General features: G+C 42.8%; 20 protein-coding genes and 1 CRISPR repeat array. Of the genes, 6 read left to right on the forward strand and 14 right to left on the reverse strand.

Going from position 1 to position 26,292, the window contains the following annotated elements; translation table 11 throughout:
* Positions 1-23: 23 nt before the first annotated feature.
* Together cmk and EL144_RS03285 are read right to left on the reverse strand one after the other, a co-directional pair.
* Complete coding sequence (gene cmk, locus EL144_RS03280) at positions 24-701, reverse strand: (d)CMP kinase (protein WP_005702634.1); 678 nt, start codon at positions 699-701, stop codon at positions 24-26.
* Complete coding sequence (locus EL144_RS03285; protein WP_032995093.1) at positions 694-1,587, reverse strand: VirK/YbjX family protein; 894 nt, start codon at positions 1,585-1,587, stop codon at positions 694-696. Before EL144_RS03285 ends, cmk begins: the two co-directional genes overlap by 8 nt.
* 292 nt (positions 1,588-1,879) lie before the next feature.
* Here EL144_RS03285 and EL144_RS03290 point away from each other — a divergent pair, with 292 nt between their 5' ends.
* Both EL144_RS03290 and EL144_RS03295 read left to right on the forward strand, forming a co-directional pair.
* Positions 1,880-4,246, forward strand: a complete 2,367-nt coding sequence (locus tag EL144_RS03290; RefSeq protein WP_005703645.1) for a TonB-dependent receptor plug domain-containing protein — start codon at positions 1,880-1,882, stop codon at positions 4,244-4,246.
* A 77-nt stretch (positions 4,247-4,323) separates the two neighbouring features.
* A complete protein-coding gene (locus EL144_RS03295; RefSeq protein ID WP_032995122.1) occupies positions 4,324-7,098 on the forward strand; it encodes a M16 family metallopeptidase in 2,775 nt (924 codons plus the stop codon).
* A gap of 66 nt (positions 7,099-7,164) precedes the next feature.
* Here the strand turns inward: EL144_RS03295 and EL144_RS03300 are convergent, their stop codons facing one another.
* From EL144_RS03300 to EL144_RS03310, 3 genes are read right to left on the reverse strand one after another with little or no spacing between them, the layout of a single operon-like run.
* The gene (locus EL144_RS03300) at positions 7,165-7,497 is read right to left on the reverse strand and encodes a branched-chain amino acid transporter permease (RefSeq protein ID WP_005703643.1); all 333 of its coding nucleotides are present in this window, start codon (positions 7,495-7,497) and stop codon (positions 7,165-7,167) included.
* Positions 7,494-8,225, reverse strand: coding sequence for an AzlC family ABC transporter permease (locus EL144_RS03305; RefSeq protein ID WP_050332750.1), 732 nt, complete (start codon positions 8,223-8,225; stop codon positions 7,494-7,496). The genes EL144_RS03300 and EL144_RS03305 overlap by 4 nt, the downstream gene beginning before the upstream one ends.
* A 4-nt stretch (positions 8,226-8,229) precedes the next feature.
* Positions 8,230-9,162 (reverse strand): LysR family transcriptional regulator, encoded by a 933-nt coding sequence (locus tag EL144_RS03310; RefSeq protein WP_005703639.1) that lies wholly within the window; start codon positions 9,160-9,162, stop codon positions 8,230-8,232.
* Between the two features lie 264 nt (positions 9,163-9,426).
* Between EL144_RS03310 and metE the strand changes: the two genes are divergently transcribed.
* Positions 9,427-11,700 (forward strand): 5-methyltetrahydropteroyltriglutamate--homocysteine S-methyltransferase, encoded by a 2,274-nt coding sequence (gene metE / locus EL144_RS03320; protein WP_032995091.1) that lies wholly within the window; start codon positions 9,427-9,429, stop codon positions 11,698-11,700.
* Positions 11,701-11,833: 133 nt separating this feature from the next.
* Here the strand turns inward: metE and EL144_RS03325 are convergent, their stop codons facing one another.
* Positions 11,834-12,547 (reverse strand): UTRA domain-containing protein, encoded by a 714-nt coding sequence (locus EL144_RS03325; RefSeq protein ID WP_005703636.1) that lies wholly within the window; start codon positions 12,545-12,547, stop codon positions 11,834-11,836.
* A 199-nt stretch (positions 12,548-12,746) separates the two neighbouring features.
* Here EL144_RS03325 and malQ point away from each other — a divergent pair, with 199 nt between their 5' ends.
* From malQ to EL144_RS03340, 3 genes are read left to right on the forward strand one after another with little or no spacing between them, the layout of a single operon-like run.
* Complete coding sequence (gene malQ, locus EL144_RS03330) at positions 12,747-16,520, forward strand: 4-alpha-glucanotransferase (RefSeq protein WP_080987864.1); 3,774 nt, start codon at positions 12,747-12,749, stop codon at positions 16,518-16,520.
* Positions 16,521-16,529: 9 nt separating this feature from the next.
* Entirely contained in the window at positions 16,530-17,321 is a 792-nt protein-coding gene (locus tag EL144_RS03335; protein WP_005703633.1) for an endonuclease/exonuclease/phosphatase family protein, read from the forward strand.
* 10 nt (positions 17,322-17,331) lie between these two features.
* The gene (locus tag EL144_RS03340; protein ID WP_005703632.1) at positions 17,332-18,996 is read left to right on the forward strand and encodes a PTS transporter subunit IIBC; all 1,665 of its coding nucleotides are present in this window, start codon (positions 17,332-17,334) and stop codon (positions 18,994-18,996) included.
* 242 nt (positions 18,997-19,238) lie between these two features.
* Positions 19,239-19,536: direct repeats of the CRISPR family, unit length 32 nt; unit sequence GTTTCAACACACAGCCGCCCGAAAGCGGCTGC.
* Between the two features lie 191 nt (positions 19,537-19,727).
* Here EL144_RS03340 and cas2 read toward each other — a convergent pair.
* The 8 genes from cas2 to cas5c form a co-directional block, all read right to left on the reverse strand.
* Positions 19,728-20,021, reverse strand: a complete 294-nt coding sequence (gene cas2 / locus EL144_RS03355; protein WP_005702619.1) for a CRISPR-associated endonuclease Cas2 — start codon at positions 20,019-20,021, stop codon at positions 19,728-19,730.
* A gap of 3 nt (positions 20,022-20,024) precedes the next feature.
* Positions 20,025-21,038, reverse strand: a complete 1,014-nt coding sequence (gene cas1c / locus EL144_RS03360) for a type I-C CRISPR-associated endonuclease Cas1c (RefSeq protein ID WP_005703631.1) — start codon at positions 21,036-21,038, stop codon at positions 20,025-20,027.
* Between the two features lie 38 nt (positions 21,039-21,076).
* Complete coding sequence (locus EL144_RS03365; RefSeq protein ID WP_032995088.1) at positions 21,077-22,093, reverse strand: hypothetical protein; 1,017 nt, start codon at positions 22,091-22,093, stop codon at positions 21,077-21,079.
* A 34-nt stretch (positions 22,094-22,127) separates the two neighbouring features.
* Positions 22,128-22,550, reverse strand: a complete 423-nt coding sequence (gene cas4 / locus EL144_RS03370; RefSeq protein ID WP_407923674.1) for a CRISPR-associated protein Cas4 — start codon at positions 22,548-22,550, stop codon at positions 22,128-22,130.
* Positions 22,438-22,761, reverse strand: coding sequence for a CRISPR-associated protein Cas4 (locus tag EL144_RS11750; RefSeq protein WP_407923675.1), 324 nt, complete (start codon positions 22,759-22,761; stop codon positions 22,438-22,440). Before EL144_RS11750 ends, cas4 begins: the two co-directional genes overlap by 113 nt.
* Positions 22,762-22,856: 95 nt before the next feature.
* A complete protein-coding gene (gene cas7c / locus EL144_RS03375; RefSeq protein WP_005703628.1) occupies positions 22,857-23,723 on the reverse strand; it encodes a type I-C CRISPR-associated protein Cas7/Csd2 in 867 nt (288 codons plus the stop codon).
* Between the two features lie 11 nt (positions 23,724-23,734).
* Complete coding sequence (gene cas8c / locus EL144_RS03380; RefSeq protein ID WP_005703627.1) at positions 23,735-25,528, reverse strand: type I-C CRISPR-associated protein Cas8c/Csd1; 1,794 nt, start codon at positions 25,526-25,528, stop codon at positions 23,735-23,737.
* A complete protein-coding gene (gene cas5c / locus EL144_RS03385) occupies positions 25,525-26,202 on the reverse strand; it encodes a type I-C CRISPR-associated protein Cas5c (protein ID WP_005703626.1) in 678 nt (225 codons plus the stop codon). Before cas5c ends, cas8c begins: the two co-directional genes overlap by 4 nt.
* Positions 26,203-26,292: the final 90 nt, after the last annotated feature.

The raw sequence follows: 26,292 nt of genomic DNA on the forward strand, positions 1-26,292 counted from the left end.
ATCCGTGAATAAACCGTAAAATTTTAAACCTTAATATCAAGACGCTGTTGAATATAAGTCAGCGCCTGCTCAATAACTTCATCAATAGTTAACGATGTACTATCAAGCAAAAACGCATCTTCAGCAGGTTTTAAAGGGGCAACGGCACGATTTCTATCGCGCAAATCACGCTCTTTTATCTCGGCTAAAATCTGTGCAAAGTTACCACTAATCCCTTTATTTTGCAACTGGTTATACCGTCTTTTTGCACGCTCTTCCGCGCTGGCGTCTAAAAATAGTTTTACTTGCGCATCAGGAAACACCACCGTTCCCATGTCACGGCCATCGGCGATTAAACCATCATTTTTCGCAAAATCCTGCTGAAGTTGTAGTAATGCGGCACGAACTTGCGGGAAAACCGCTACTTTTGATGCAGCATCCGCAACCTCTTGTGTACGAATCAAACGGCTTACATCCATACCGCCTAATAACACATTCACTTCACCGTCTTGCGGTACAAATTGAATATCTAAATGACGGGCAAACTCCGCCAATTCCGTTTCATTGGTTAAATCCGCATTGCGTTTTAATGCTGCCAATGCGGTCACGCGATAAATCGCCCCGGAATCCAACAATGCAAAGCCTAGTTTTTCTGCCAAGGCATAACATAACGTACCTTTACCGGCGCCGCTTGGTCCGTCCACCGTAATAATTTTATTCATGGGTATTCTCTGTAAAAAGGGATTGAATATCGGCTGTCATCTTGTCAAACATCTCATAGCGTTTACGGTACATAGACCGCTTTTTACTCTGAATATCCTCCAACGGACGACGCTCAAGTGCGGTCGGAATTTGCCAATAATTTTCAGTCAACTTCCCCTCATTTTCCTGCCAAAATTCATCATAATTAAACAATAACTTTGCTGAATCATTCCAACGGTATTTCGCCTGATTTTTATGCGGAATGCCTTCTAAACGACAATTCAACTGTGTGGCTAATAATTTAAAGGCATTGACCAACATAAACATCGGTCGCACACCGTGTAATGATTTGGTTGCCACTCGAACCAGCTCTTGCGCCTCTTCGCCCTTTGGCCCCTGAATGGACGCCACCAATAGTCGATTGCCTGACAAAAATGTAAAACTGGCGGAATAAATCGTACGCTGATCACTGTCGGTTAATCCAACCGCAAAAAATCCTTCATAAGGATCAATATCATTTAAACGTAATTGCAATGCCAACGTTTCCGTCAACTGTGATAACAATATCGGTTGTTGGGCAATCAACGTTTCACATAAGGCTTTGCCAAACTTCGCTTCTACCACTGCAAAATTCGTTTGAATAGCCTGTAAACGTTGTGTTGAATTAAAACGCTTATCGCAATACTGACTTAACAACGTATTCACCCGATAAGGATGCTGAGTAAAAATAGGCTGCCACAACGGGTTGGCTTGAATAAACTTGACCAATGCCGAACATTGTTCGGCAAAAAACAAACGACGCGCCCCATAGCGCAACCCTTCCCGCAATAATTTTAATTTTCGTTTTTCATAAGGAAACATTTCATGAAACGTCGGAAAATGGGACATTGCCATCATAAACCCCATAAAAATCAATTCAATAAATTAAGTGTCGGATTATAGCAAAAAGCCTTGTCGTTTTAAATGCGCCCATGCACCGTAAAAACACGAGGAAAAACCACTGCACTTAATTTGTCACGTCCCTAAAACATGAGCCCAATTAATTAACTAAAAAGCCACCCTGGACCTTTCACTACGTAAGGTAGTCAAAATTACAAAATTTTATATCAAATATTTTATAAATTTATTATTTACATTAAGCCAAACAAAAATATAATGCGAATCGTTTTTATTTATGGCCAGAATCAGAGGAAACACTATGTATAAAAAAACCAAGATCGCATTTTTCATTTGTACGGCGCTTTACGCACAGCATGTTCTTTCGGAAGAAAAATCAACAAATAAATCCAATATGTTACCGGAAATTATAGTATATGGAGATAGTAATAAATCCCTTTCCTCCACCCAGGCTGTTACTTCCAATGAGATGGAAAAAATACCGACAACCAATAATAACATCACCGATTATCTACGTTCCAATCCGCACATTCGTTATGAAGACAGTGACCAAAATGGTTTTCAGCTCGGCGAAATTAAACCACAAAATATCTCAATTAATGGAGCCGATGCAAACCAAACTGCTTACTTTGTCGATAACGTAAACGTAAATAATGATTTAACCGTCGATAACGAAATCTTTGATGGAGCCATGCAGGTTGTTCCGGGTATTAGTAATACGCAAGCTTATTTTTTTGATGCATCTATGCTATCAAAAGTCGAAGTTCACGATAGTAACATTTCCGCAAGTTTAGGTGGTTTCATGGGAGGCGCAGTCGTAGCTAAAACCAAACAATATAATGGTAAAGACGGTGTTTCACTAAAATATCGCACCACCAACTCCGGTTGGGCAAAAATTAATGCAGATAGCTCAGCAAAAACTCTTTTAGATAAAATTAGACCTGATGCTGGCGGTGTTGCCGAATTTCAACCTAAATACCATAAACAGACGTTCAGCATCATGGCAGAAAAAGGCTTAACGGAAAATTTGGGCATGGTGATCGGTTACAGTAAACGCCACGCCCGCATTCAACAGAATAGATTAATTGGTTATGCTCCCGACGTTAAATTAGACAAGCAAAATCATAAACGCGATTCAGATAATTTATTGTTGAACTTCAATTTGGCGGCAAGTGAAAAAGATCGTTTTGAACTGGGCTTCCGTTATTCTAATTATAAAGAACAAAAATACTATGCTACTAATATTGATAGTAACGTCAGTGATTATCATCAAGCCCTCGGTTCAACATTAGCCTGGGTACATTCTTTTAATTCAGGCATTTTGACAAATACACTTGCTTACGATCACTTTAAAGACAAGCGGAAATCCTCCTCTGCCAATGTTGAAATCGTTTCTGTTTTCGATGAAAACTTTGATCCGCTTTATGATTATGAAAAAGGTGGTTATGGTAATAGTTCCCTTACGCAAGACAACATTCATTTCTCCACAGAATTTGCCGTAGATCCCTTTAATTTAGGTTTTGCCAACCATTCTATTTCTATAGGTGGAATTTATCAGGCAACCCATTATAAATTTAACCGCCCGCAGGATGTACATTCCAAAATTATTCAAAAATATCCTAACCTTAGCCCAATTGAGACAACAAATGTTACCCACCAAGGTAATGCCCAAACCCGTTATCAAAACTTTGTTTTTTATACCGAAGATTTAATTAAGTGGAAAAAATTGGAGCTACGCCCGGGTGTACGTATTGAACGTGATGACTATCTACAAAACAATAATATCGCTCCGCGTTTTGTTGCACGCTATAAACCGTGGGAGGAAACCGGATTCACATTAGGTTTAAATCGCTATTATGGACGTTCTTTCGCTTCATTAAAGCTAACGAATGAGATTTTAAAAATAAACCGTGATACCAGTCGTAAATACCAAGAATTTCATTCCTTAAAAACCCCTTACGCTGATGAACTTAGTATCGGTTTTGATCAAGAATTCAATAATCTGGCATTTAAACTTAATTATATTCATCGCAAAAATAAAAATCGTATTGTGCTAAAACGTGATGCCAATAAAGTTAATTTTTATCATAACGGCAGTGACTTCAGCGTCGAAGTTTACACTTTCCAAATGAATAATATTGAACCTTGGCAATTGGGTAAAAGCTACTGGACAAGCTCTCTGGGATTTGATTGGTTAAAAACCAAACGGGCGGATATAGGTCGAGATCTTGATCCCAATGAATTGGTTTATCTCGATGGTAAATTACTTACCCGCAGAGAAATGCTGAACAAAGTCAATAGTTCTACAGAAGACTGGATTACCCGCTTCGGCTTGGATATGGCAATCCCCGATTACAACATCACTTGGTCAAACAAAGTGTATATAAAAGCACCGATTCGCAGTTATGACGTTTTGGAAGGTGATTTTAACGACGGAATTTCCCGTTATCGTTCTTATCACTACGGCCGACACACCCAATGGGACAGTAGTATTCGTTGGCAACCGACCATTACAGGTAATCACAGTATTTATTTGCAAGTTGACATACTAAATGTACTAAATAAAACCCGTAAATCAAAAACCGTGAAACCAATTTCAAGTAACGATGAATACGGTATTTACACGCCCGGCCGCGAGTTTTGGCTGGAAGTCGGCTATAAATTCTAGTTCATAATAATTACTTCATACTTCTACGCTAATGTGAATTAGCGTAGGTTTTCTTTGTTATGTCCAATCAAAAAACGATGAAAAAACTGACCGCACTTTTCGTACTGCTCTGCTCTTTTCGCTTAGTCATTGCTTGTCAAGCCGGAATAGATCCTGATGCCTTAGCTTTCGATCCCAATATTAAACACGGCAAACTGACAAACGGATTGCAATATTACATCTTGAATAATCGTGATCCCAAAGATCGGGTATATATTCGTTTAGTGGTAAATGCCGGTTCAATGCATGAAGATGATGATCAAAAAGGCATCGCCCATTTAGTAGAACACATGGCGTTTAACGGCTCGAAAAAATATCCTGAAAATACCATCATTAATGCCCTTGAAAAATTGGGTATGAAATTTGCCCGCGATATTAATGCATTCACTGATTTTGAAAATACCGTTTATACTCTGAATTTAGACGGTAATAGCCCGCAAAAACTATCCCTTGCTTTTGATGTTATCAATGAATGGATGAATCATCTCACAATTTTACCAAAAGACCTTGATGGTGAACGCGGCGTGGTACAAGAAGAATGGCGACGTCGACTAAGCCCAATGTTACGTCTCGGAGATAAAAAAAGTGCAATTGAAATGGCAGGTTCGCGCTATGTGTTACGTGACCCGATTGGCGATATGAATATTATTCGTCACATCTCCCGTGATCGCGTAGCCGATTTTTATCATAAATGGTATAGACCGGATAATATGTCTCTTATTGTCGTCGGTGATATCGATACGCACAAAATTACACAGTTAATATCACAACAACTAGATAAACCGAGTTCTCACACACAACGCCCATTAGATAAAATTGATTTTAGCATTCCGTTGATTCACCATTGGCGGGTAGCAAGTATTGCCGAACAAGGCACCAATATCCCGGCACTGGAGTTAAGTTTTTTTGAAGAAGATAAACAAAAGGAAACGATCACTGACTACAAACAAGATCTCATTCAACAAATTGTGACTCGTTTAGTCAATTTACGTCTACAAAAATGGGAAGAAAACCAAAATAACTGGTTGGATTCGGCGAATTTCTATCGCTCTCATCTTGGTAAACAAACCTTGCAAAGCGTCTTTTCCTTGCAATTAGCCGATACCAATTATTTAAAAAATATCACCGCACTTTTTGCTTTTATCGCCGAAATTAAACAACATGGATTTACCGCCGATGAGCTTAACAGTGAAATTGCACGACTACATAATCTCAATGAAAAACAACAAAATATTCGTCCCGGCAGCTTAAAAATTGCTAATGATTTGATTGCAATCGCGGCAAATCATCAAATCATGTTAAGCGCTAAAGAACGCTATAATCTAAATCGACGTTTTTTGAATGAAATTAAAGTAACTGACTTAAATGTAACATTTAATCAAATGTTAGCGTTAAACGCTAAGCTATTACTGATAACACAACTACTACCGGAGAAAAAACTTCCTTTTGATGCAACTTATATAGAACAGCGTTGGAACCAAGCAATGCGTTCCGATCAAAATCAATGGGAAAACAAAAAACACATCGTAAAACAACCGCACTTTGAATTCAAAGACGGTTCATTAGTATTAGAAAAACACTGGGATAAAGGCAATATTGATGAATTTCGCCTCAGTAACGGGGCAAAATTAATTTATCACTACAGCAATAAAACACCGAACCAAGTCCATTTTCGAGCAGTAACAAGCGGTGGATTACGATCTGTACCAAACCAAGATTATCATTTATTGCGAACGGCGATTACCTTAGTTGATGATACCGGCACAGGTGAACTAACGCAGGCAGATGTCAGCAACCTCTTTGGTCAAAGCCCACTTGTGTTGGCAACGGTTATTGATGACGATAAGCAAGGTTTTACCGGCGTGGCAAAACCGCAAGATCTCAGTAGGTTACTGACACTTTTCCGTCTGAAACTCCAATCCGCTCCCGTTTCAAATAATGTGTTACAAAAATATCATCGGGAAACACAGGATTATTTTAAACAAATTGATGCCGAAACAAAGTTTATGCAAGCTATTTCCTATTTGCGCCGACCTAACACGGCTACGGTTTATACCCAAAATCAAAATGAACAGCTTAGCTTTACAGCTGCACAATTAAGTCAAATTTATCAAGAAAAGATTTTAGGTAAAACGGATTTCACTTATTTCATTATTGGTGATATTTCCCGATCCGAGCTCGAAAAATTGGCAAAGCAATATTTAGCGACAGTGGAAATAAAAACACAGGCCCGCGCTTATCAGCCCGGTTATATTCATACTCCTAAAAAAGCATTCATTATGCGCGGATTAAGTGAACCACGTGCTGATGTGGAAATTTATCTTACCGCTGAAAATCAATGGCATCCGGAACAGAAATATGCCTTAGAAATCCTTGGTGAAATTGTACAAGAAAAACTTCGCCTTGTTTTACGTGAAAAAGTATCGGGCATTTATTCCGTCAATAGTTGGTTCAGCCAAGATCCGCATACGCCGCAAATTGAAGGGAAAATTGCGTTCAGTTGCGCACCTAATCGTGCTGAAGAATTAATCAAATTGACCCATCAAATTTTGGATGAAATTATTGAAAACGGTATAGACGAAACACTACTTCGCAAAAAACAAGCTGAGCAACAGCAATACATCAAACGTCAGTTTGATTCACTCGTCTCTGTGGCAGGCATGATTGAGGACAGTTATTGGCAGCAAGGCAACCCACAGTCGGTTTATTTGTATCAACGATTGGAACAACTTGCCGACAAACCTCACCTTGAGGCATTAGCAAGAAAAGTTTTAGTCAAAGCTGCCCGTTTTGAAGCAATTTTACGTCAATAAAAAACACCTAAAAAAATAACCGCACTTATCATGTCAGAAAAAGTGCGGTTATCTCGAAGAACGTTTTTACGCCACTAAAACCCGTTGAACTAAGAACATATATAACATGGTGCCGGCAGCGATGGACAAGAACATATTGCGCTTCCACAAATGTAACGCAACGACGATCACACCGGAAAGAAATTCGGGAACGCCATGAAAGCCGCTAAACACATCCACGTTTTTGTAACAATACACCACTAACATACCAAACATCGCCGCAGGTAAAACTTTACCTAAATAACGGATATATTCCGGAATCGGGCGGTTAGCAGGGAAAACCCAAAACGGCAACCAACGGGTAAATTGCACACCTAATACGGCAATGCCAATGGTGATGATTTGTTCGGTTAATGTCATTCTTCTATCCTCTCCAATCTTGAGGACAATTTCGGACGACGGAAAGTCAACACTGTCCAAATGCCGATTAACGTTGGCAATAAGAAATATTCACGTCCGAAAACGATGAGGGAAATCGCGGCAATCGCCAAACCCAACAAAGAGCTTTCATGAGATTTTTCCTGAGCCCAGTTTTCGGCAAAAATCACTAAAAATAACGCCGTCATAGCAAATTCAATGCCCTTCAAATCAAAGGGAATAATATTACCGAACAGGTTGCCGAGGCCTGCGCCGATCATCCAGTACATATGCAAATAAAACGAGACAAAAAACATATACCAGCCACGATCAATATGCGACGGAACCTTTGCCATGTAATTCAAGGAAAAAGATTCATCCACCAGGGTGGCAATGAGATACGGGCGTTTTTTGCCTAATGACTTTCCATATTTTTCCAACATAGAAATACTGTAAAAAAGCTGTCGTCCACTCACCATCAAGGTAATCAACAACGCATTTAACGGCGCAAATGCCAAACTTAATGCGCCGGCAATGATAAATTCCACCGAGCCGCCATAAATTAACAATGCCATCAGCACGGGGTACCAAAAACTAAAACCAAGCGCTTTCATGTAAATGCCGTAAGCCACGCCAAGGAACAAAAAACCGGCAAGCATCGGCGCACTATAGGGCAAGGCGGCTTTCGCAGCCGCCCAAATGGGATGGGAATTTGTCTTTACGTCAGACATACAACTAGATCTCTTCTAATATGGATAATTCGGGCAAGGTAGAAAAACTTTGGGCTTTCACGGTTTCATAGAAATCATCCACGAAAGCAATTTGCGAATCCAACTCTCGCGTTGCGGCATAAAGATTACTGTGTAACCCCTGTTCGGTGATTTTACGCGCCACGATGTAACCACGATCCAAGTAGGGTTTTGCCGCCCAAAACGGCAATGCGGCAACACCACGTTTACTGGCCACCAATTGAATAATGGCAATGGTGAGCTCACTGGTTCGGCGGGTCGGATTAACGCCTTTCGGGTGTAATACCTTACGCAATAAATCCAACATATCATCCGGTACAGGATAAGTAATCAAAGTTTGATCAATAAAATCTTCCGCCTGCCAAACATCTTTCGCTGCCAGCGGATGATCTTTCGCACACAATCCCACCATTTCATAGGAAAACAACGGCTTATACACAATGTCCGGAGTCTCTTCCACTTCTTGCACCACCGCCCAATCGGCACGATGGCTTAACAGCAACCCAACGGCATCGGTGTGGAAACCGGACACAATATCCAACTCCACCAACGGCCAATGCTGACGGAATAAATCCATGGCGGGCATGAGCCAATCGAAGCAAGTGTGGCATTCCACCGCAATGCGCAACTCCCCTGCTTCCCCTTGTTTCACCCGCGCCAAATCACGCTCCGCCTCAATCACTTTAGGCAAAATATCATTGGCAAGCTGAATCAAACGCTCGCCAGCCGGTGTAAAGTGCAACGGCTGAGTTTTACGCTCAAATAACGGCAAGCCGTATTGATCTTCCAACAGTTTAATTTGATGGGAAAGTGCGGATTGTGTGAGATAAACCCGCTTTGCAGCCAAAGAAACACTGCCCGTTTCTTTTAAAGCGAGTAAGGTTTTGAGGTGTCGAAGTTCGAGAAAGATTGGTTTCATGAGAAAGATTCATATTAATAAGAAAAATAATGAACTCGTATCATACACCAAAACCGACTGCGCTTTAATGTTCTACGAAATAAAAGTGCGGTCGAAAATCAAAATGTTTTTACGTTCTGTGCTATTACGTCAAAACCAAAATATTAAAATTATTCATACAAATTTGGAAAATTATTAATTTGCATAATAATCCTAATTCCTTCATTCTACACACGTACAGACGTTTAGCCGTCTAAATCATTTAACACAAAACAAGGAATTATGATGACAATATTTCATTTAGCAGGCTTCCCGCGTGTAGGTGCCAAGCGTGAACTCAAATTTGCCCAAGAACGTTACTGGCGCGGTGAAATCGCCGAAGCCGATTTATTAGACATTGCAAAAAAATTGCGTGAAATTAACTGGCAACATCAAGCCAATGCGAATGCGGATTTCGTGGCGGTTGCGGACTTTACTTTCTACGATCACATTTTGGATTTGCAAGTAGCAACAGGCGCCATTCCTACGCGTTTTGGTTTTGATAGCCAAAACTTAACCTTGGATCAATATTTCCAATTGGCGCGTGGCAACAAAACACAATTCGCCATTGAAATGACCAAATGGTTCGATACCAACTACCACTATCTCGTGCCTGAATTCCACAAGGACACCCAATTTAAAGCCAACCCGGCGCACTATGTGCAACAAATCCGCGAAGCTAAAGCCCTTGGTCACAACGTAAAACCAACCATCGTTGGCCCATTAACCTTCCTTTGGTTAGGTAAAGAAAAAGGTGCAGCGTTTAATCGTTTCGATTTGTTAAACAAACTCGTGCCGGTTTATGTGGACATCTTAAACGCGTTGAGTTCTGAAGGGGTGGAATATATTCAAATTGATGAACCTGCCTTAACCCTTGATTTACCGGCAGAATGGGTTGCCGCTTATAAAGAGGTTTACGCCACTTTTGCTGCACAAGTAAACGCCAAACTGTTGCTTGCCACGTATTTCGGTTCCGTGTCGGAACACGCCGATTTATTAAAAGCCTTACCGATAGCTGGTCTTCACATTGATTTGGTACGTGCACCGGAACAACTTTCCGCCTTTGCCGATTACGACAAAATCCTTTCCGTAGGCGTGATTGACGGACGTAATATCTGGCGTGCGAACTTAAACCAAGTGTTAGATGTGGTTGAACCATTAAAAGCGAAATTAGGTGAGCGTTTATGGATTGCGCCAAGCTGTTCCCTACTCCATACGCCTTATGATTTGGCAGTGGAAATCCAACTGCAAGCCAACAAGCCGGAGCTTTATCAATGGTTGGCGTTCACCTTACAAAAAATTCAAGAATTACGCGTCATTAAGACCGCACTTGAGCAAGGACGTGAAGCAGTGCAAGCAGAGCTTGATGCCAGCCAAGCAGCAGCTGACGCGCGTAAAAACTCTCGTGAAATCCACCGCACTTGTGTGGCGGAACGTTTGGCAAATCTGCCGAAAAATGCCGTTCAACGTAAATCGCCATTTGCGGAACGGATTAAGTTACAAAATGCGTGGTTAAATCTACCGTTGCTGCCAACCACCAACATTGGTTCCTTCCCGCAAACCACGGAAATTCGTCATGCCCGTGCCGCCTTCAAAAAAGGCGATCTCAGCTTGGCAGATTACGAAGCGGCAATGAAAAAAGAAATTGAATTCGTGGTGCGTGAGCAAGAAAAATTGGATTTGGACGTGTTAGTGCACGGCGAAGCAGAACGCAACGACATGGTGGAATACTTCGGCGAATTGCTCGATGGTTTCGCGTTTACCAAATTCGGTTGGGTACAAAGTTACGGTTCCCGCTGCGTCAAACCACCGGTTATTTACGGCGATGTGACCCGTCCGGAACCGATGACCGTGCGTTGGTCGCAATATGCTCAAAGCCTCACCAACAAAGTGATGAAAGGTATGTTGACCGGCCCGGTAACGATTTTACAATGGTCTTTCGTGCGTAACGACATTCCACGTTCAACGGTGTGTAAACAAATTGCTGTAGCGCTTTCCGATGAAGTGTTGGACTTAGAAAAAGCAGGTATCAAAGTCATTCAAATTGACGAACCGGCAATCCGAGAAGGTTTACCGCTCAAACGTGCCGATTGGGACGCTTATTTACAATGGGCTGGCGAAGCTTTCCGTTTAAGTTCAATGGGTTGTAAAGATGATACGCAAATTCACACACACATGTGTTATTCCGAATTTAACGACATTTTACCAGCCATTGCTGCCCTAGATGCCGACGTGATCACCATCGAAACTTCCCGTTCCGACATGGAATTGCTTACCGCTTTCGGTGATTTCAAATACCCGAACGACATCGGTCCGGGCGTGTACGATATCCACAGCCCACGCGTACCGACCGCAGAAGAAATCGAACATCTTCTTCGCAAAGCGTTACAAGTGGTGCCAAAAGAACGCTTATGGGTAAACCCGGACTGCGGCCTAAAAACCCGCGGCTGGCCGGAAACCATCGCCGCATTAAAAGTGATGGTGGATATCACGAAAAAATTACGTGCGGAATTAGCCTAATTCACAGATACTCCTTTACTGGTAAAAGAAAAGCTGAATCTCGAGAGAGGTTCAGCTTTTTTGTTTTATGGAAAAGAAAAGTGCGGTCGTTTTTAGACGTGTTTCAACAAAATACGGAAAAGTTCTCTTTTTTTTAAACATGTCGCTTCGCAGTGGAAGCAAAGGTAATTTTATCAGGACGATAACTAATGCTACCGTACTGAAATAGACGTCCGTCGGCTAAATAAGTGGTACTGGTAACGTTCACAACCATATTATACTCACCGAGGTCCATGGTGCTTTTTTCTTCTTCATTGGCATAACGAAACACTATTTCACGCTGTGAATAACTAATTTTTAGACCTAGTTCACTTTCTAAATAGTGATAAATGGATTGTTCCGCAATCTCACGATTAATAAAAGGAACAATACGACGATCAAAGTAAGAGACTTCGTATTCCACCGCTTCCCCGTCAATTTCACGAACACGACCTATACGGTAAAAATCAATTTGATCATTTACGTTAAAGATCTGCATTAATTCCTCTTCTCCTTGCACAATATACAAGCTGGTTAAGGTTGTTTTCACTTGATGGGTTAAAGGACGGTTCAGCTCACCAACAGTTTTGATTTCAGAAAGCTGTTGAGGCGTTGATAAATTATGTTCAAGAACAATAGACGTGCGACCTTGTTGCTTTTTTATGTAACCATCCATTTCAAGCAGAGAAAGGGCTTTACGAATGGTATCTTTAGAAAAACCATATTCTTGCATAAGCTCACTTTCACTGGGTAATTCTTGCTTAGGAGGTAAAATTCCATCGGTTATTTTGCTTTTTATATCGTTATAAACCGCTTTGTATTTACTCACTTTTTCACTCCATTTTTTACTTTCATTCCCTCACTTCAAATATTCAATAGAATAACACAAACCTTTCTTCTTATACGTATAGTTTTTGTGATCAAAATCACACTTTTACGTTAACGTTTAAACTTTTACGTAAAAGCTGTTGCGTAAAATAGAATTTAGATTAAAATCTCTCCAACTTTTACTTCTGAAGGGAAAAATTATGCTTACTCGGTCAAGCGGTGTTTTAATGCACATCACCTCATTACCCAATGCATTTGGAATTGGTAGCTTTGGGCAATCCGCTTATGATTTTGTGGATTTTTTAGTTGAAACGAAACAAACCTATTGGCAAATCCTTCCATTAACCACCACCAGCTACGGTGATTCCCCTTATCAATCCTTCTCTGCTATTGCAGGTAACACACATTTAATTGACTTTGCTTTACTCACCCAAATGGGTTTATTGCAAGAAACGGATTATGCTTCAGTTAATTTTGGTGATGACCCAACAAAAGTGGATTACGAGCGCATTTTTTATACGCGCCGTCCAATTTTAGAAATCGCCGTCAAACATTTCCTTGCCGATAAAAAACGTCAAGCAGACTTCAAAAACTTTGAAAAAAACAACCGCACTTGGTTGGAAGACTATGCGGAATTTATGGCAATCAAAGAGCATTTCGGCAATAAGGCCCTACAAGAATGGGAAGATAAACTGGTTGTTGCCCGCAAGCCAAAGACACTTGCAAAATATCGTACGATGCTGAAAGAGCAAATTCAGTATTTCAAAGTAACGCAATATTTCTTTTTCCAACAATGGTTGGCATTGAAAAATTACGCTAATCAAAGAGGGATTAAAATTATTGGCGATATGCCGATTTATGTGGCCGAGGACAGTGTTGAAGTATGGACAATGCCGGAACTCTTTCAATTAGATAAAGAATGCAAACCGCTCTTTGTTGCCGGTGTTCCCGCCGATCAATTTAGTGCCACCGGACAACTTTGGGGCAATCCGCTTTATGACTGGCCTGAACATAAAAAACAAGGCTATGCCTGGTGGATTCATCGCATTGAAGAAAGCTTTAAAATTTACGATGTACTTCGTATCGATCATTTCAAAGGCTTCTCCGATTATTGGCAAGTGGATGGCAAAGCAGACATTGCTAAATATGGCACTTGGCAACCTGGGCCGGGATACGATTTGTTTAAAGCGGTAAAAGCACAGCTAGGTGATTTGCCGATTATCGCCGAAAATCTTGGCAATATTGATGAAAAAGCGGAGAAATTGCTCACAGATTGCGGTTATCCCGGCATGAAAATTTTGCAATTTGGTTTTGAAAATGTGAGTGGCGAAAGCCTGGATAGCCCACATTATTGCATTCCACATTGCATTGCCTATACCGGCACACACGATAATGATGTGATTAATGGCTGGTATGCGGATTTATCCACAAAACAACAACAATATATCAACGCTTATACCCATCGCGCTACCGATGAATCTGTCTGTCAGGCAATGATTCGCCAATTATTTGCTACCGTAAGTAATACGGTTATTGCCACCATGCAAGATATTTTAGATTTGCCGGCTAGTTCCAGAATGAATCTTCCTTCTACTATAGGTGGAAACTGGGAATGGCGAATGCAAGAAAGCGATTTAACAAAAGCTAAAAAAGATTTTTTAACCCAAATAACCATGTTATATGGGCGTGCCAATAAGGAACAAGTAATGATTAAATTTAGTGAATTTGTACAGCAAACAACAAACAAAAAACTTGAAAAATTAAGTGATCATGCGATTTACGTACAGTTATTAAACTATGTTAAAACCCTTGCTGCGAATAAAGAAAAAAATACGGCTAAACGTAAGGTTTACTACATTTCTGCGGAATTTTTGATTGGTAAATTACTGTCTAACAATTTAATCAATCTTGGCGTATATCAAGAAATCAAAGATGAATTGGCGCAGGCAAGCAAATCACTAAGCCATATTGAAGATATTGAACCGGAACCGTCTTTAGGGAACGGCGGATTAGGTCGTTTAGCCTCGTGTTTTATTGACTCCATGTCCACACTCGGGTTAAATGCGGAGGGCGTAGGCTTAAATTATCATTGCGGTTTGTTTAAACAAGTCTTTAAAAACAATGAGCAACATGCCGAACCAAATAACTGGATTGAAAAAGAGTCTTGGTTAATTCCTACAGACATCCGTTATGAGGTGCCATTTAAAGATTTCACCTTAACCTCTAAATTAGATCGCATTGATATTCTAGGTTACAAAAAAGACACCAAAAATCATCTCAACTTATTTGATATTGAATCCATTAATCATAAATTGATTAAAAAAGGCATTACCTTTGATAAAACAAAAATCAAAGAAAATCTGACCTTATTCCTTTATCCGGATGACTCCGATAAAAACGGTGAATTATTACGTATTTATCAGCAATATTTTATGGTCTCCAATGCGGCGCAGTTATTAATTGATGAAGCCATTGAACGAGGCAGTAATTTACATGATTTAGCCGATTATGCCTATGTGCAAATTAATGACACTCACCCGTCTATGGTGATTCCGGAATTGATTCGCTTATTAACGGAAAAACATCGTATTAAATTTGCAGAGGCGGTAGAAATCGTGCGCAATATGGTGGGCTACACGAACCATACGATTCTTGCCGAAGCCTTAGAAAAATGGCCTTTAGCTTATTTAGAAGAAGTGGTTCCACATTTAGTTAAAATCATCAAAAAACTGAATAAATTGGTGCAGAAAGAATATCCGAACCCTGATGTACAAATTATTGATAAGCAAAAACGCGTCCATATGGCGCATATGGATATTCATTTTTCAAACTCCGTGAACGGTGTGGCGACATTACACACGGAGATTTTGAAAAATTCCGAACTCAAAGCGTTTTATGAAATTTATCCCGAGAAGTTTAATAATAAAACTAACGGAATCACCTTCCGTCGTTGGTTAGAATTTTCCAACCAAGAGCTAGCCGCTTATATTAAACAACTTATCGGCGATGGTTACTTACATGATGCAACGCAACTGGAAAAACTGCTTGCCTTTAAAGATGATAAAAAAGTGCATCAAAAATTAGCTGAAATTAAATTCTGGAATAAATTGGCACTGAAAACATATCTTAAAGAAAATAAAGGCATTGAGTTGGACGAAAATTCCATTATCGATACTCAAATTAAGCGTTTCCACGAATATAAACGCCAACAAATGAATGCGCTTTATGTGATTCATAAATACCTTGAAATCAAAGCGGGCAAACTGCCGAAACGTAAAATTACCGTGATTTTTGGTGGGAAAGCCGCACCGGCTTATGTGATTGCACAAGATATTATTCATTTAATTCTTTGCTTGTCTGAGTTAATCAATAACGATCCGGATGTGAATCACTATTTAAACGTGCATTTGGTGGAAAACTATAATGTCAGCGTGGCGGAAAAATTGATTCCGGCGACAGATATTTCAGAGCAAATTTCCCTTGCCTCAAAAGAAGCTTCCGGAACAGGCAATATGAAATTTATGCTGAATGGCGCATTAACTTTGGGCACAATGGATGGCGCGAACGTGGAAATTGCCGAATTAGCCGGCGCGAAAAACATTTACACCTTCGGTAAAGATTCGGAAAGCATTATTAAACTGTATGAAACTGCCGGTTATGTTTCAAAAGATTACTATAAAAAGGATAAACACATTAAAAGAGCGGTCGATTTTATCCTTGATTCTACGCTGGTGAAACTAGGCAATAAAAACCGTTTAAAACGTCTGCATGATGAATTGCTCAATAAAGACTGGTTTATGACCTTAATTGACTTTGATGCTTATGTCACGGCGAAAGAACAGATTCTGGCGGATTATGAAGATCAAGATAGCTGGAACGAAAAAGTGATTCATAACATCGCCAAAGCCGGTTTCTTCTCATCGGATCGCACCATTGCACAATATAACACCGATATTTGGCATTGTGAGGATTAAGGGGAACATATGAAACTACTCACCCTCAACGTACACGCTTGGTTAGAAGATAACCAGGCGGAAAAAATCGACATTATTGCCGACACCATTGTTGAAAAGGGCTACGACATCGTTGCCCTACAAGAGGTGAACCAATTAATGTCAGCGCCCGCGATTTCACAAGCATTAAAGCAGGATAACTATGGCGTTGTGTTGCTAAATAAAATCAATCAACGGGCGACGCAAAAATATTCGCTGTTTTGGAGCAATTCGCATATTGGCTACGATAAATATGACGAAGGCATCGCCTTTTTAACCCGCTTGCCGGTTTATGAAGTGGATGCTTTTTATTGCAGCCAACATCAGCGCCTCGATTCTATCCTCTCGCGCAAAATTCTTGGCTTAACCGTGGAATATCAAGGCCAACTTGTAGATTGTTATTCCTGCCATATCAACTTGCCGAATTGCGCAGGTGAAAATCAACTGGACAACATTCGCAATATCGTGGAGCGTAGCCAAAGCCGAAATCTTAAAATTTTGATGGGTGATTTCAATACGGATGCAATCAGCGATCCAAACGCTTATCAGAAAATTAAATCTCTCGGTTTACTTGATACTTTTGAGATGGCGGAACAGAAAGATAGCGGGATTACCGTTGAGAAAGCGATTGATGGTTGGAAAGGCCACAGCGAAGAAAAACGATTAGATTATATTTTTTTAAATCAAACAAAAAGGGTTTTATCGAGTCAAGTGGTTTTTAATGGCAAAAATAAACCGGTAGTTTCCGACCATTTCGGTTTGGAAGTCGAGCTTACATTGTAGGAGAACATACATGAAAAAATTGCTCAGTTTTGAATTTTGGCAAAAATTCGGCAAATGCCTGATGGTGGTAATTGCCGTGATGCCTGCCGCAGGTTTAATGGTAAGTATCGGTAACTCATTACCGTTAATTAGCGATGCCGAATGGCTGGCGCGCGTGGGTAATATCATCGCGCAAATCGGTTGGGGCATTATCGGCAATCTGCATTTGTTATTTGCTTTAGCCATTGGTGGCAGTTGGGCGAATGAGCGTGCAGGCGGTGCGTTTGCCGCAGGTCTTGCCTTTATTTTAATCAACTTAATTACCGGTCACTTCTTCGGCGTAAAAATTGAAATGTTGACTGATCCGAATGCCCACGTCGGTACCATCTTGACAGGCGACATTCCAGTGGCCAACTACTTTGTGAATATCCTCGGACAACCTGCATTAAATATGGGTGTATTCGTAGGGATCATCGCCGGTTTTGTAGGGGCAACCACCTTTAATAGCTACTACAATTTCCGCAAACTGCCTGAAGTGCTTACCTTCTTTAACGGTAAACGCTTTGTACCATTCGTGGTGATTTATCGTTCCGTTTTAGTGGCGTTAATCTTAGCGGTGTTCTGGCCGGTAGTGCAAACCGGAATTAACCATTTCGGTGAATGGATTGCCAATTCACAAGACTCCGCGCCTATCCTTGCGCCTTTTGTTTACGGTACATTAGAACGTCTTTTACTGCCTTTCGGTTTACACCATATGCTCACCATTCCAATGAACTACACCTCATTGGGCGGTACCTATGAATTCTTAACCGGTATGCAACAAGGCAAACAAGTATTCGGACAAGACCCGTTATGGCTCGCTTGGATCAGTGATTTAATCAACCTGAAAGACGCGGGCAATATGACGCAATATAACGAGCTCCTCTCAACAGTGACACCGGCGCGCTTTAAAGTGGGTCAAATGATCGGCTCAAGCGGTATTCTAATGGGAATTACGCTCGCCATGTACGTGAACGTTGATCCAGATAAGAAAACCATCTACAAAGGGATTTTCCTTTCTTCTGCCCTTGCCGTGTTCTTAACCGGTGTAACAGAGCCGATCGAATATATGTTTATGTTCGTTGCACTACCGCTTTACCTTGTTTATGCGGCTATCCAAGGTTGCGCATTTGCCATGGCAGATATTGTGAACTTACGCGTTCACTCATTCGGTAATATTGAGTTTTTAACCCGTACGCCAATGGCGATTAAAGCAGGCATCGGCATGGATCTTATCAACTTCATTTGGGTATCCGGTGTGTTTGCCGTCGCTGCCTTCTTAATTGCGAATTTCATGATTAAGAAACTCAACTTAGCCACCGCCGGTCGCAACGGCAACTACGATGCGAAAGGCACTGACGAAGCCCCTGCAGAGGAGAAAAAAGTCGCTAATGCCAGTGCGCAAGTAGTGCAAATCGTAAATTTACTGGGTGGACGCAACAATATTGCTGAGGTAGATGCTTGTATGACCCGTTTACGTATCACCGTTCACAACCCTGAGCTGGTGGGCGATGCAGCGGCTTGGAAACAAGCAGGCGCAATGGGTTTTATCGTCAAAGGCACAGGCATTCAAGCCATTTACGGGCCAAAAGCTGATGTATTGAAATCGGATATTCAAGACCTACTCTCTTCAGGCGTTGAAATTCCGAAAATGTAATAATATTTCAGCATAGGTCAACAAAAAGAGCGGTTAAAATAATCTGACCCCAAAAGAAAAGCTGAATCTCGAAAGAGGTTCAGCTTTTTATTTTTATGAAAGAAAAGTGCGGTGGATTTTCCAGACGTTTTTGCAGAAAGGCTTGAAACTTATATATCACTTATTTTTCATAAAGATAGAATATATACTCACCCGAAGGCGGCTGCCACCGCACAAAATGAGCACGACTTGCTCGACATCTTGTTTCAACACACAGCCGCCCAAAGGTGGCTGCCGTTCAATCGGTTTTGCTTGTCCGTGGCCTTTGCCGTTTCAACACACAGCCACCCGAAGGCGGCGGCTGGCGACGATGGGGAGAGTTCGGCCGCATAATGGGTGTTTCAACACACAGCCGCCCGAAAGCGGCTGCAAAAAATGGTGAATCTGAATTTTTGGGTTTTAAGTTTCAACACACAGCCGCCCGAAAGCGGCTGCATTATTGTTATGTACAGAAACACAAAAAATATCTGTTTCAACACACAGCCGCCCGAAAGCGGCTGCTCCCTACCTAAAAAAGTAAGAAAAATCAGCAGATTAAACACTGTATTTCGCTAACTGATTTTATGATAAGGAGTTTGGTAAGTATAACGGCCACATTGTCGTTATACAAATAGATTAATTCATCCAAATTGTTAAAGAAAATAAGGATCGCTATCCCATCAGGGTTTTAATGAGAACAACAGGTTAGCGAACTAAATGACAAGCACGTCTTTAAATACATCCACTGCCGGTTTTGCCCCATGATGCTCCACTTTATTGCGCCACTTACTGCCCAAGTGGTAAAAACGCAGGCTGTCGCACGTGGGGTCGTAGGTTTCCAACAGTTTGTTTTTCAACATAACCCATTGGTCAGGCGTGACATCGCATTCAAATACCGAATATTGCGCCCGCACGCCGTAATCTAAGCAATGTTTTGCGATGCGGCGCAATCGCGCTTGCCCATTTGGATCGTCAAAAGAAATATCATAAGTAATTAGCATTAACATGACTTATCTCATCAAAAACGGCGGATATTCCGCCAAATCTCCACGCAAGTGCCGCGCCAACAGCATCGCCTGAATATACGGCAGCAGCCCGATTTCTACTTCTTCGCCTAAAAACGGATGCACGATTTTCTCCTGCTTTTTCGCCTGCAAGGCTTGGAACAACAGCTTACGCGCATCGGCTTTTAAGCTTACCGCACTGCTTGCCTCGGCAACAAAATCCTGTGGTTTGATTTGCCCGCGGTTAATCAGTGACAACACCAACCTGTCCGCCCACCATGCGCGGAATTCTTCCAAAATATCCTGCGCCAAACTGTCGCGCCCAGGTCGGTCGGCGTGCAGAAAACCCACCTGCGGGTCCAGCCCCACGCCTTGCAGCGCACCGCTGATGTCCTTGCCCAAGATGCTGTACACAAACGACAACAGCGCATTCACCCCGTCTCTGGGCGGGCGGCGGTTACGCCCATCAAAAGAAAAGCCGCTTTTTTCGCTCAAAAGCTGCCCAAACACGCCGAAATAACGCGCCGCCGCATCGCCCTCAATGCCGCGCACCACGTCCAGCTCCGCCGTACCCTTCAACTGCCGCAGCGAAATGTTCAAAGAATCGACCGCACTTTGAATCGCCGCATTCTCACCATAATTGCGAATCTGCCGCTGAAGCACCCGCTTACTCGCCTGAATCTTCGCCGCAATGATATTGCGCGCAATCGACACGGGATTTTGCTCCGACACCCGATACTGCGCCCGCCGCAACAGCACATTGCCGCTCTGCCGCCCCTGAAGCCGCCCCAAGAAACGCCCATTTTCGGTAAAAAACGCCAAATTTACATTATTTTCGCCGCAAAACCCCAGCAGAAACGGCGACACCAGCACATTCCCAAAGCAGAAAATATGCCCGATGGAATGCACCGGCAACTGCGCCACCTTCTTGCGCTCCTGCTCCACCACCAGCGTCTCCCGCTCCTTATGCAGATAACTGCCTTGGGTGGTGATATAGAGCGTGTTTTGCAGTTTGCGCATGGGGAAAACTCCTTAGGGGTTGACCGTACTTTAGAATGCTACGAATGCTGAATTGAAGACGGGATATGGTAGATCATTAACGATAAATTAATATCTTGATTACCATTATTAAATTTATACTCAAACCAACTTTCGTCTCTTTGAGAAATCAAAGAGACATAATATGGATGCTGTTGAATTGAACTTCTTGCAATATCAATTACCCTAACAAAATCAACATTATCCACAAAAATGATTACCGCGACATTATTATCTCTCCAAGTCAAATAGCTTAGCAGCTGATTAATTGCTCCTAGAAAAACTTTTTCACCTCTCCAAAATTTACATTCTGCTATAAATTTTTTTTCTCCATTTTCAAAAGCTAATATATCAGTTTTTCCAACTTTATTAAAAACTTCACCATAGGCTGATATATCTGATATTCCACTTAATGCAAGTAAAATATTATCCCTTAAATCCTCTTCACCAAACTGATTATATGTGGCTGGTAAATCTTCAAATCGTTTTCCCGCTCTATTTATACACTCTAATATTCTTTCCACTGAAACACTTCCTATTAAGATTTCATTCTCACGTTGATAAATATTTGATTGCTTCAAACCAATTAAAAATTGTCTTATGATATTAAGCAACTCAATTTGCTTTTTAAATAATTTCAGCATCTGTTCAATAGCCCAGGGAACACTGACACTATTTTCTTTTAATTCATAAACTTTATCCTCAGCATTTTTTAATATTGAGGTTAAATCATCAGACCATTTCCCAGTAATGATATTATTAATAACGCTAGATTGTAAAAATGAAGTTAGCGTTGGGTAATAATTTGGATAGTTGAATTGTCTTAAGTCATCGGACATTCCTGACACCATTGCGCCAGTTGCATAGATTTTTTCCAATGGTAAGCGATCTTTTAAATCTAAGTAATAAACTTGAGAAAAATCTTCTTTATTTTTTAAATGAGACCAATCATTTTTATTGTTCTCAAGCACCTTAGCACATTCCAATAATGAATTTAATTGCCAAGGCAATGGTAAAAAGTCAGGTCTAATATTCATATTTAACTCCATAAACTTTAAGATAAAATATTATTTACTCGAACAACCCCACCACATACCCCAAACTCCTATCCCGTTTTCCCAACAGCTCCGGCTGACAAATCTCCACCAGCGAGCAGGCTTTGCAGCGTTTGCCGTAGTCGGGCGGCGGGGTTTGGCCGCTGTTTAGGAGTTCGCGCACGGCGGCGATGGTGGAGAGTGTTTGGGCGCGCAGGTCGTCTGAAAACACGACGGGGACGCGGTGGCGGGTTTGCATATACCACAGCGCGCCCTCAGAGACGGTTTGCACCGTCATTTCTTCCAAGCACAAGCCTTGGGCGCAAAGCTGGATTTCGTCCATCGGGTCAGGTTTGGGCTTGCCGCGTTTGTATTCCACGGGTTTCAGACGGCCTGTTTTCGTGTCCACTTCCACCAAATCCAACACACCGCTGATGCCCAGCTTGCACCGTCCGCTCAAAGCGCACACCCTTGCGCGTTTCCGGCTCGCCCGAATCCACCCGCTCATGCAGCGCCTTGCCCTGCGCGGTCAAATAGTTCTCCGCCCACGCCTGCTCGTTGTGAATCAACGCACATTGACGCGGACAGAAGGCGTAGTGTTGCAGGGCGGAAAGGGGAATCAAGCGCGTGTCCTGAATTCCCCTTTGGGTTTCAGTTGAAAGTGCGGTCACAAAAAACTCCGTTTTTTGAACGTTGGCTATGCCAACGGCTCCGAAGGAGCGAATAAATCACATAAGTGATTTATGAGTATCTTTTTAAGTGTTTTTTAAAGCAACTCTTCCACGCTCACGCCATTTAAGCCGTCTGAAACCACGCTGATTTTGTAATCGTCAAAACCGCTAGCTGGCGTACCTGATTCGCCGTTTACGCGTTCGACTTTCACGGCGTCAAACAGTTTATGTGCAGGCTGGTTGCCGAGCGCGCTGTCATGTTTGAACACAATCAGTTTGCGTGCCGCCATTTCGCCACGGGCGGCGGAGCGGTCGTGTTCAAACATCAGTTGCAGGGCTTGCCAGAGTTTGGCTAAATCGTCGTCTGAAAAACCGGTTTTGGCGGCAAGGTTGGCGGAGATAAAGCCATGCACGCGGTAGAGCGCGTAAGGGACGATGTATTTGCGACCCATGGTGCGTTCTTTTTCCAAGTCTTTTTCGTTGGTTACCGCCATGCGGGTGATGGAAACTTCCAACGGCACAATCGGGTCAATAGATTGTGCAAACGCCAGTTGCACCGGACCGCGCACTTGTCCGCTGTTGACTTCGGTGGTCATCACGGCGCCGAAGGTGCGGATATCGAAGAAGTTTTTGCACATCCACGCGGTAATGTCGCGGGCTTTGGCTTCGTCTTTAGGCAGTTTTTTGGCTTCTGACTCAATGCCGAGTGCTTCATAAGCGCGTTTGTTTTGCAGGTTTAACACACTTTTTTCTTTGACATAGATTTCGTAACCGGCTTCATTTTCGCTGCTGATTTCCACAAAATTACGGATTTTGCGTTTCAGGCAGACATCGGTTACCAAGCCTTTACTGGATTCGGGGTCAAGACGCGGCATATTGCCCGCATCGGGATCGCCGTTAGGGTTGCCGTTGGTAACATCAAAAAAGTAAACAAATTCATAGCGGTTTTGAATGGCAGACATTTTCTGGCTCCTTAGTTTTCAATAGTTTCAGCGGTTTCTTTTTTAGCAAAATAGCTTTGTTCTTGGTGGTAATAGCCGATGGCGAAGCGGCCTTGCTCGTCAATGCTCAAATGGCGCGGAAAGGTTTCGGGCAGTTTGGCAATGATTTCGCCCAAATCTTTATCCAAATTCACCGCCATGCCGGCTTTGTCTTTACGCAAGCGCGACAAATGGTGTTTTGCACCCGACAAAAGACGCGGAAAAACGGAAAACGGCACGGCGGAAGCGGAGCCGTAATAGCGGTCGGCAATACCAGCATTCAAATCGCCCAATGCCTGATATTGAATGCGCTCCAACACGGCAAACAGCCGCCCTAAAAGATAGGCGCGATTCGGGCTTTCATTGTTCAAACTCATAGGAACTCCTTCTTCGATAAAACCTTTTCTAAAACGCCGCTCTAATACGGCTTTCATCATTGCCACGCGCAGACCGTTCACATCGCCGTCGGCGCGGATTCGGGTAATCAGTTGCGACAGCAAGCTCATGGGATACGGCGTACCGCAAATCACGGCGCGGGTCATTTCACCTGCCAATACGGGCGAAATGTTTTCGCTTTTGCCCAACACGGCAGTTTGCAATAAGAGTCGCCAAATAGACGGCGGCGTTTTCCATGCACAAGGCTCAAGGGCTAAATCTTGCCAATGCTGCGCCAAATTTTCCGCTAGCTGCCCAAACGTGGTGTCTAGCCAAAACCGAACAGAAATCCGCGCGGCGTTGGGGGCAAGCCCTAAGATATAAAAACGGGTATTGGCAGAGAGTTCGGGCGCAATTTCTTGCAGCGGACGACCTTTGCCGATCTGTTCCAATACGTTGAAAACTTTGGCGCTTTCTTGTTCGTCATCCGGCGGCGTGAACACATGCGCGAAGAAACCTTCGGCAGCCTGCGCAGTTGCGTTATCATCCGCTTCCGCCCAAAAGACCGTGCTGGCGTCACCAATGGTCAAACAGTGATTGTTTTCTTCTTGATTACGTTGGCGCAACAGATAGTTCAGCGCAGTGGTGTAGGCAAAGGCGGATTGTTCGGAAACAGGTGCATTTGCGCCTTGCTCTTTACCAAAAGAGGCAAAGGCTTCTTTGTTGAACGAAATAATCGAACCGCCGGAGCTTTGCCCGCCAAACACGCCTTTAATCGCCGGATGCAGCCGCGCAATCGGGGCTGTATCGCCACTAATCAAGCACAAGCCCTCAAGCGCCTCATCGCTTTTCAGGCAGCCTGCCCACAAGGTTTGTGCGGCTTCGCGTTTATGGATAAGTGCGGTCGGTTTTTCAAGAGAAAATGCGATGTTGGCATCGAGCATTTCGGCAGGCAGATTTTCGGCAGCAAAATATGCAGGCTGCCAGTTTTGCAGAAAACGGCACAAGGCTTGCAAGCCTTCATCTTCGCTATTTTGCAGTAAATCGAGATGGTATTGCTTAAAGGCATCAAAAGTTTTTTCAGACGACGTAAACGGCTTTTCCTTCGCCTCGGCTTTGTTTTTATTGGTTTCCACACCAAGCGAATAAGAAGTTTTATCCCACAGAAAAAATGGCTTGGGTGTAGTACCAGGGCGTTTGAAAGATTGAGGCACGCTCATCAGCTTCGGCTGCGGCTTTTTATCGGCGGTCAGATTCGGCACAACGGTTTTCAGACGACCTTCTTTGTCCAACACCAAAATCCAGCCGATTTTTTCCTCGCTAAAACCATAAGGCGGCACTTTCGGGTTGCCCATTTCATCGTTTTCCGCTGCTAAACGGCGGTAATAGCGGGCAAGGGAGGCAAGAATCATGCTTTCACCTCCTCGGCGTAAAACGGCGGCACATCAATCACGCCGTCTTTCATTTGTGCGCGGAAAAAATGCGGCGTGCTGCCGTGATCAAAATCAATGTCGTGCAACATCCAGCCCAAATCTCGGTTTGCCTCTCTTTCCGATAATGCCAACGGCGGCAGCGGCTCGCCTTCGTCAATCAACGCAAAATCAGCAGGAAATTCACGCACGCCCAAACAAGGCTGCTGAAAACATTGCCCCTTTTTCGCACGGCGTTTGAACATCTCGATATGCTTGGTAACGGTCTCATCTGCCCCCGCTTTTGCCGTCAGCACCGCATGAGCTTCAATCACATAAGCCACGTCTTTAAGCACCGTCGCCGCGCGCTGCTGGCGGTCGTCTTCAATCAGCGTATATAAATCGGCAACGCTCTTGCGCTTCATCGCCCCGCTGACCTTACCCGCCGAAATCTTGCCGCCCAACTCATTGCGCCGCACCGACTCAAACCGAATCGGCTTCAACACATAAATCCGGTCAATCACCCACCGAATCGCCGGCTTCCAATGCACCGCTGCCAAAATCCCGCGCGCCGCCGACGGCGTGATGACATCATAAGACACCCGCTCCACCTTCATCTCCGGACGGGTAAAACAGGCATAATCGCCCCAAATGTGTAGGCGGATTTGATTTGCCATATAAACTCCTTAACACACAGCCGCCCGAAAGCGGCTGATTTTTACTGATAACCTATAAATTTTAGTTTCAATCCACGCACTTGATAAATG

This window comes from Aggregatibacter aphrophilus ATCC 33389, assembly GCF_900636915.1.
Taxonomy (GTDB): domain Bacteria; phylum Pseudomonadota; class Gammaproteobacteria; order Enterobacterales; family Pasteurellaceae; genus Aggregatibacter; species Aggregatibacter aphrophilus.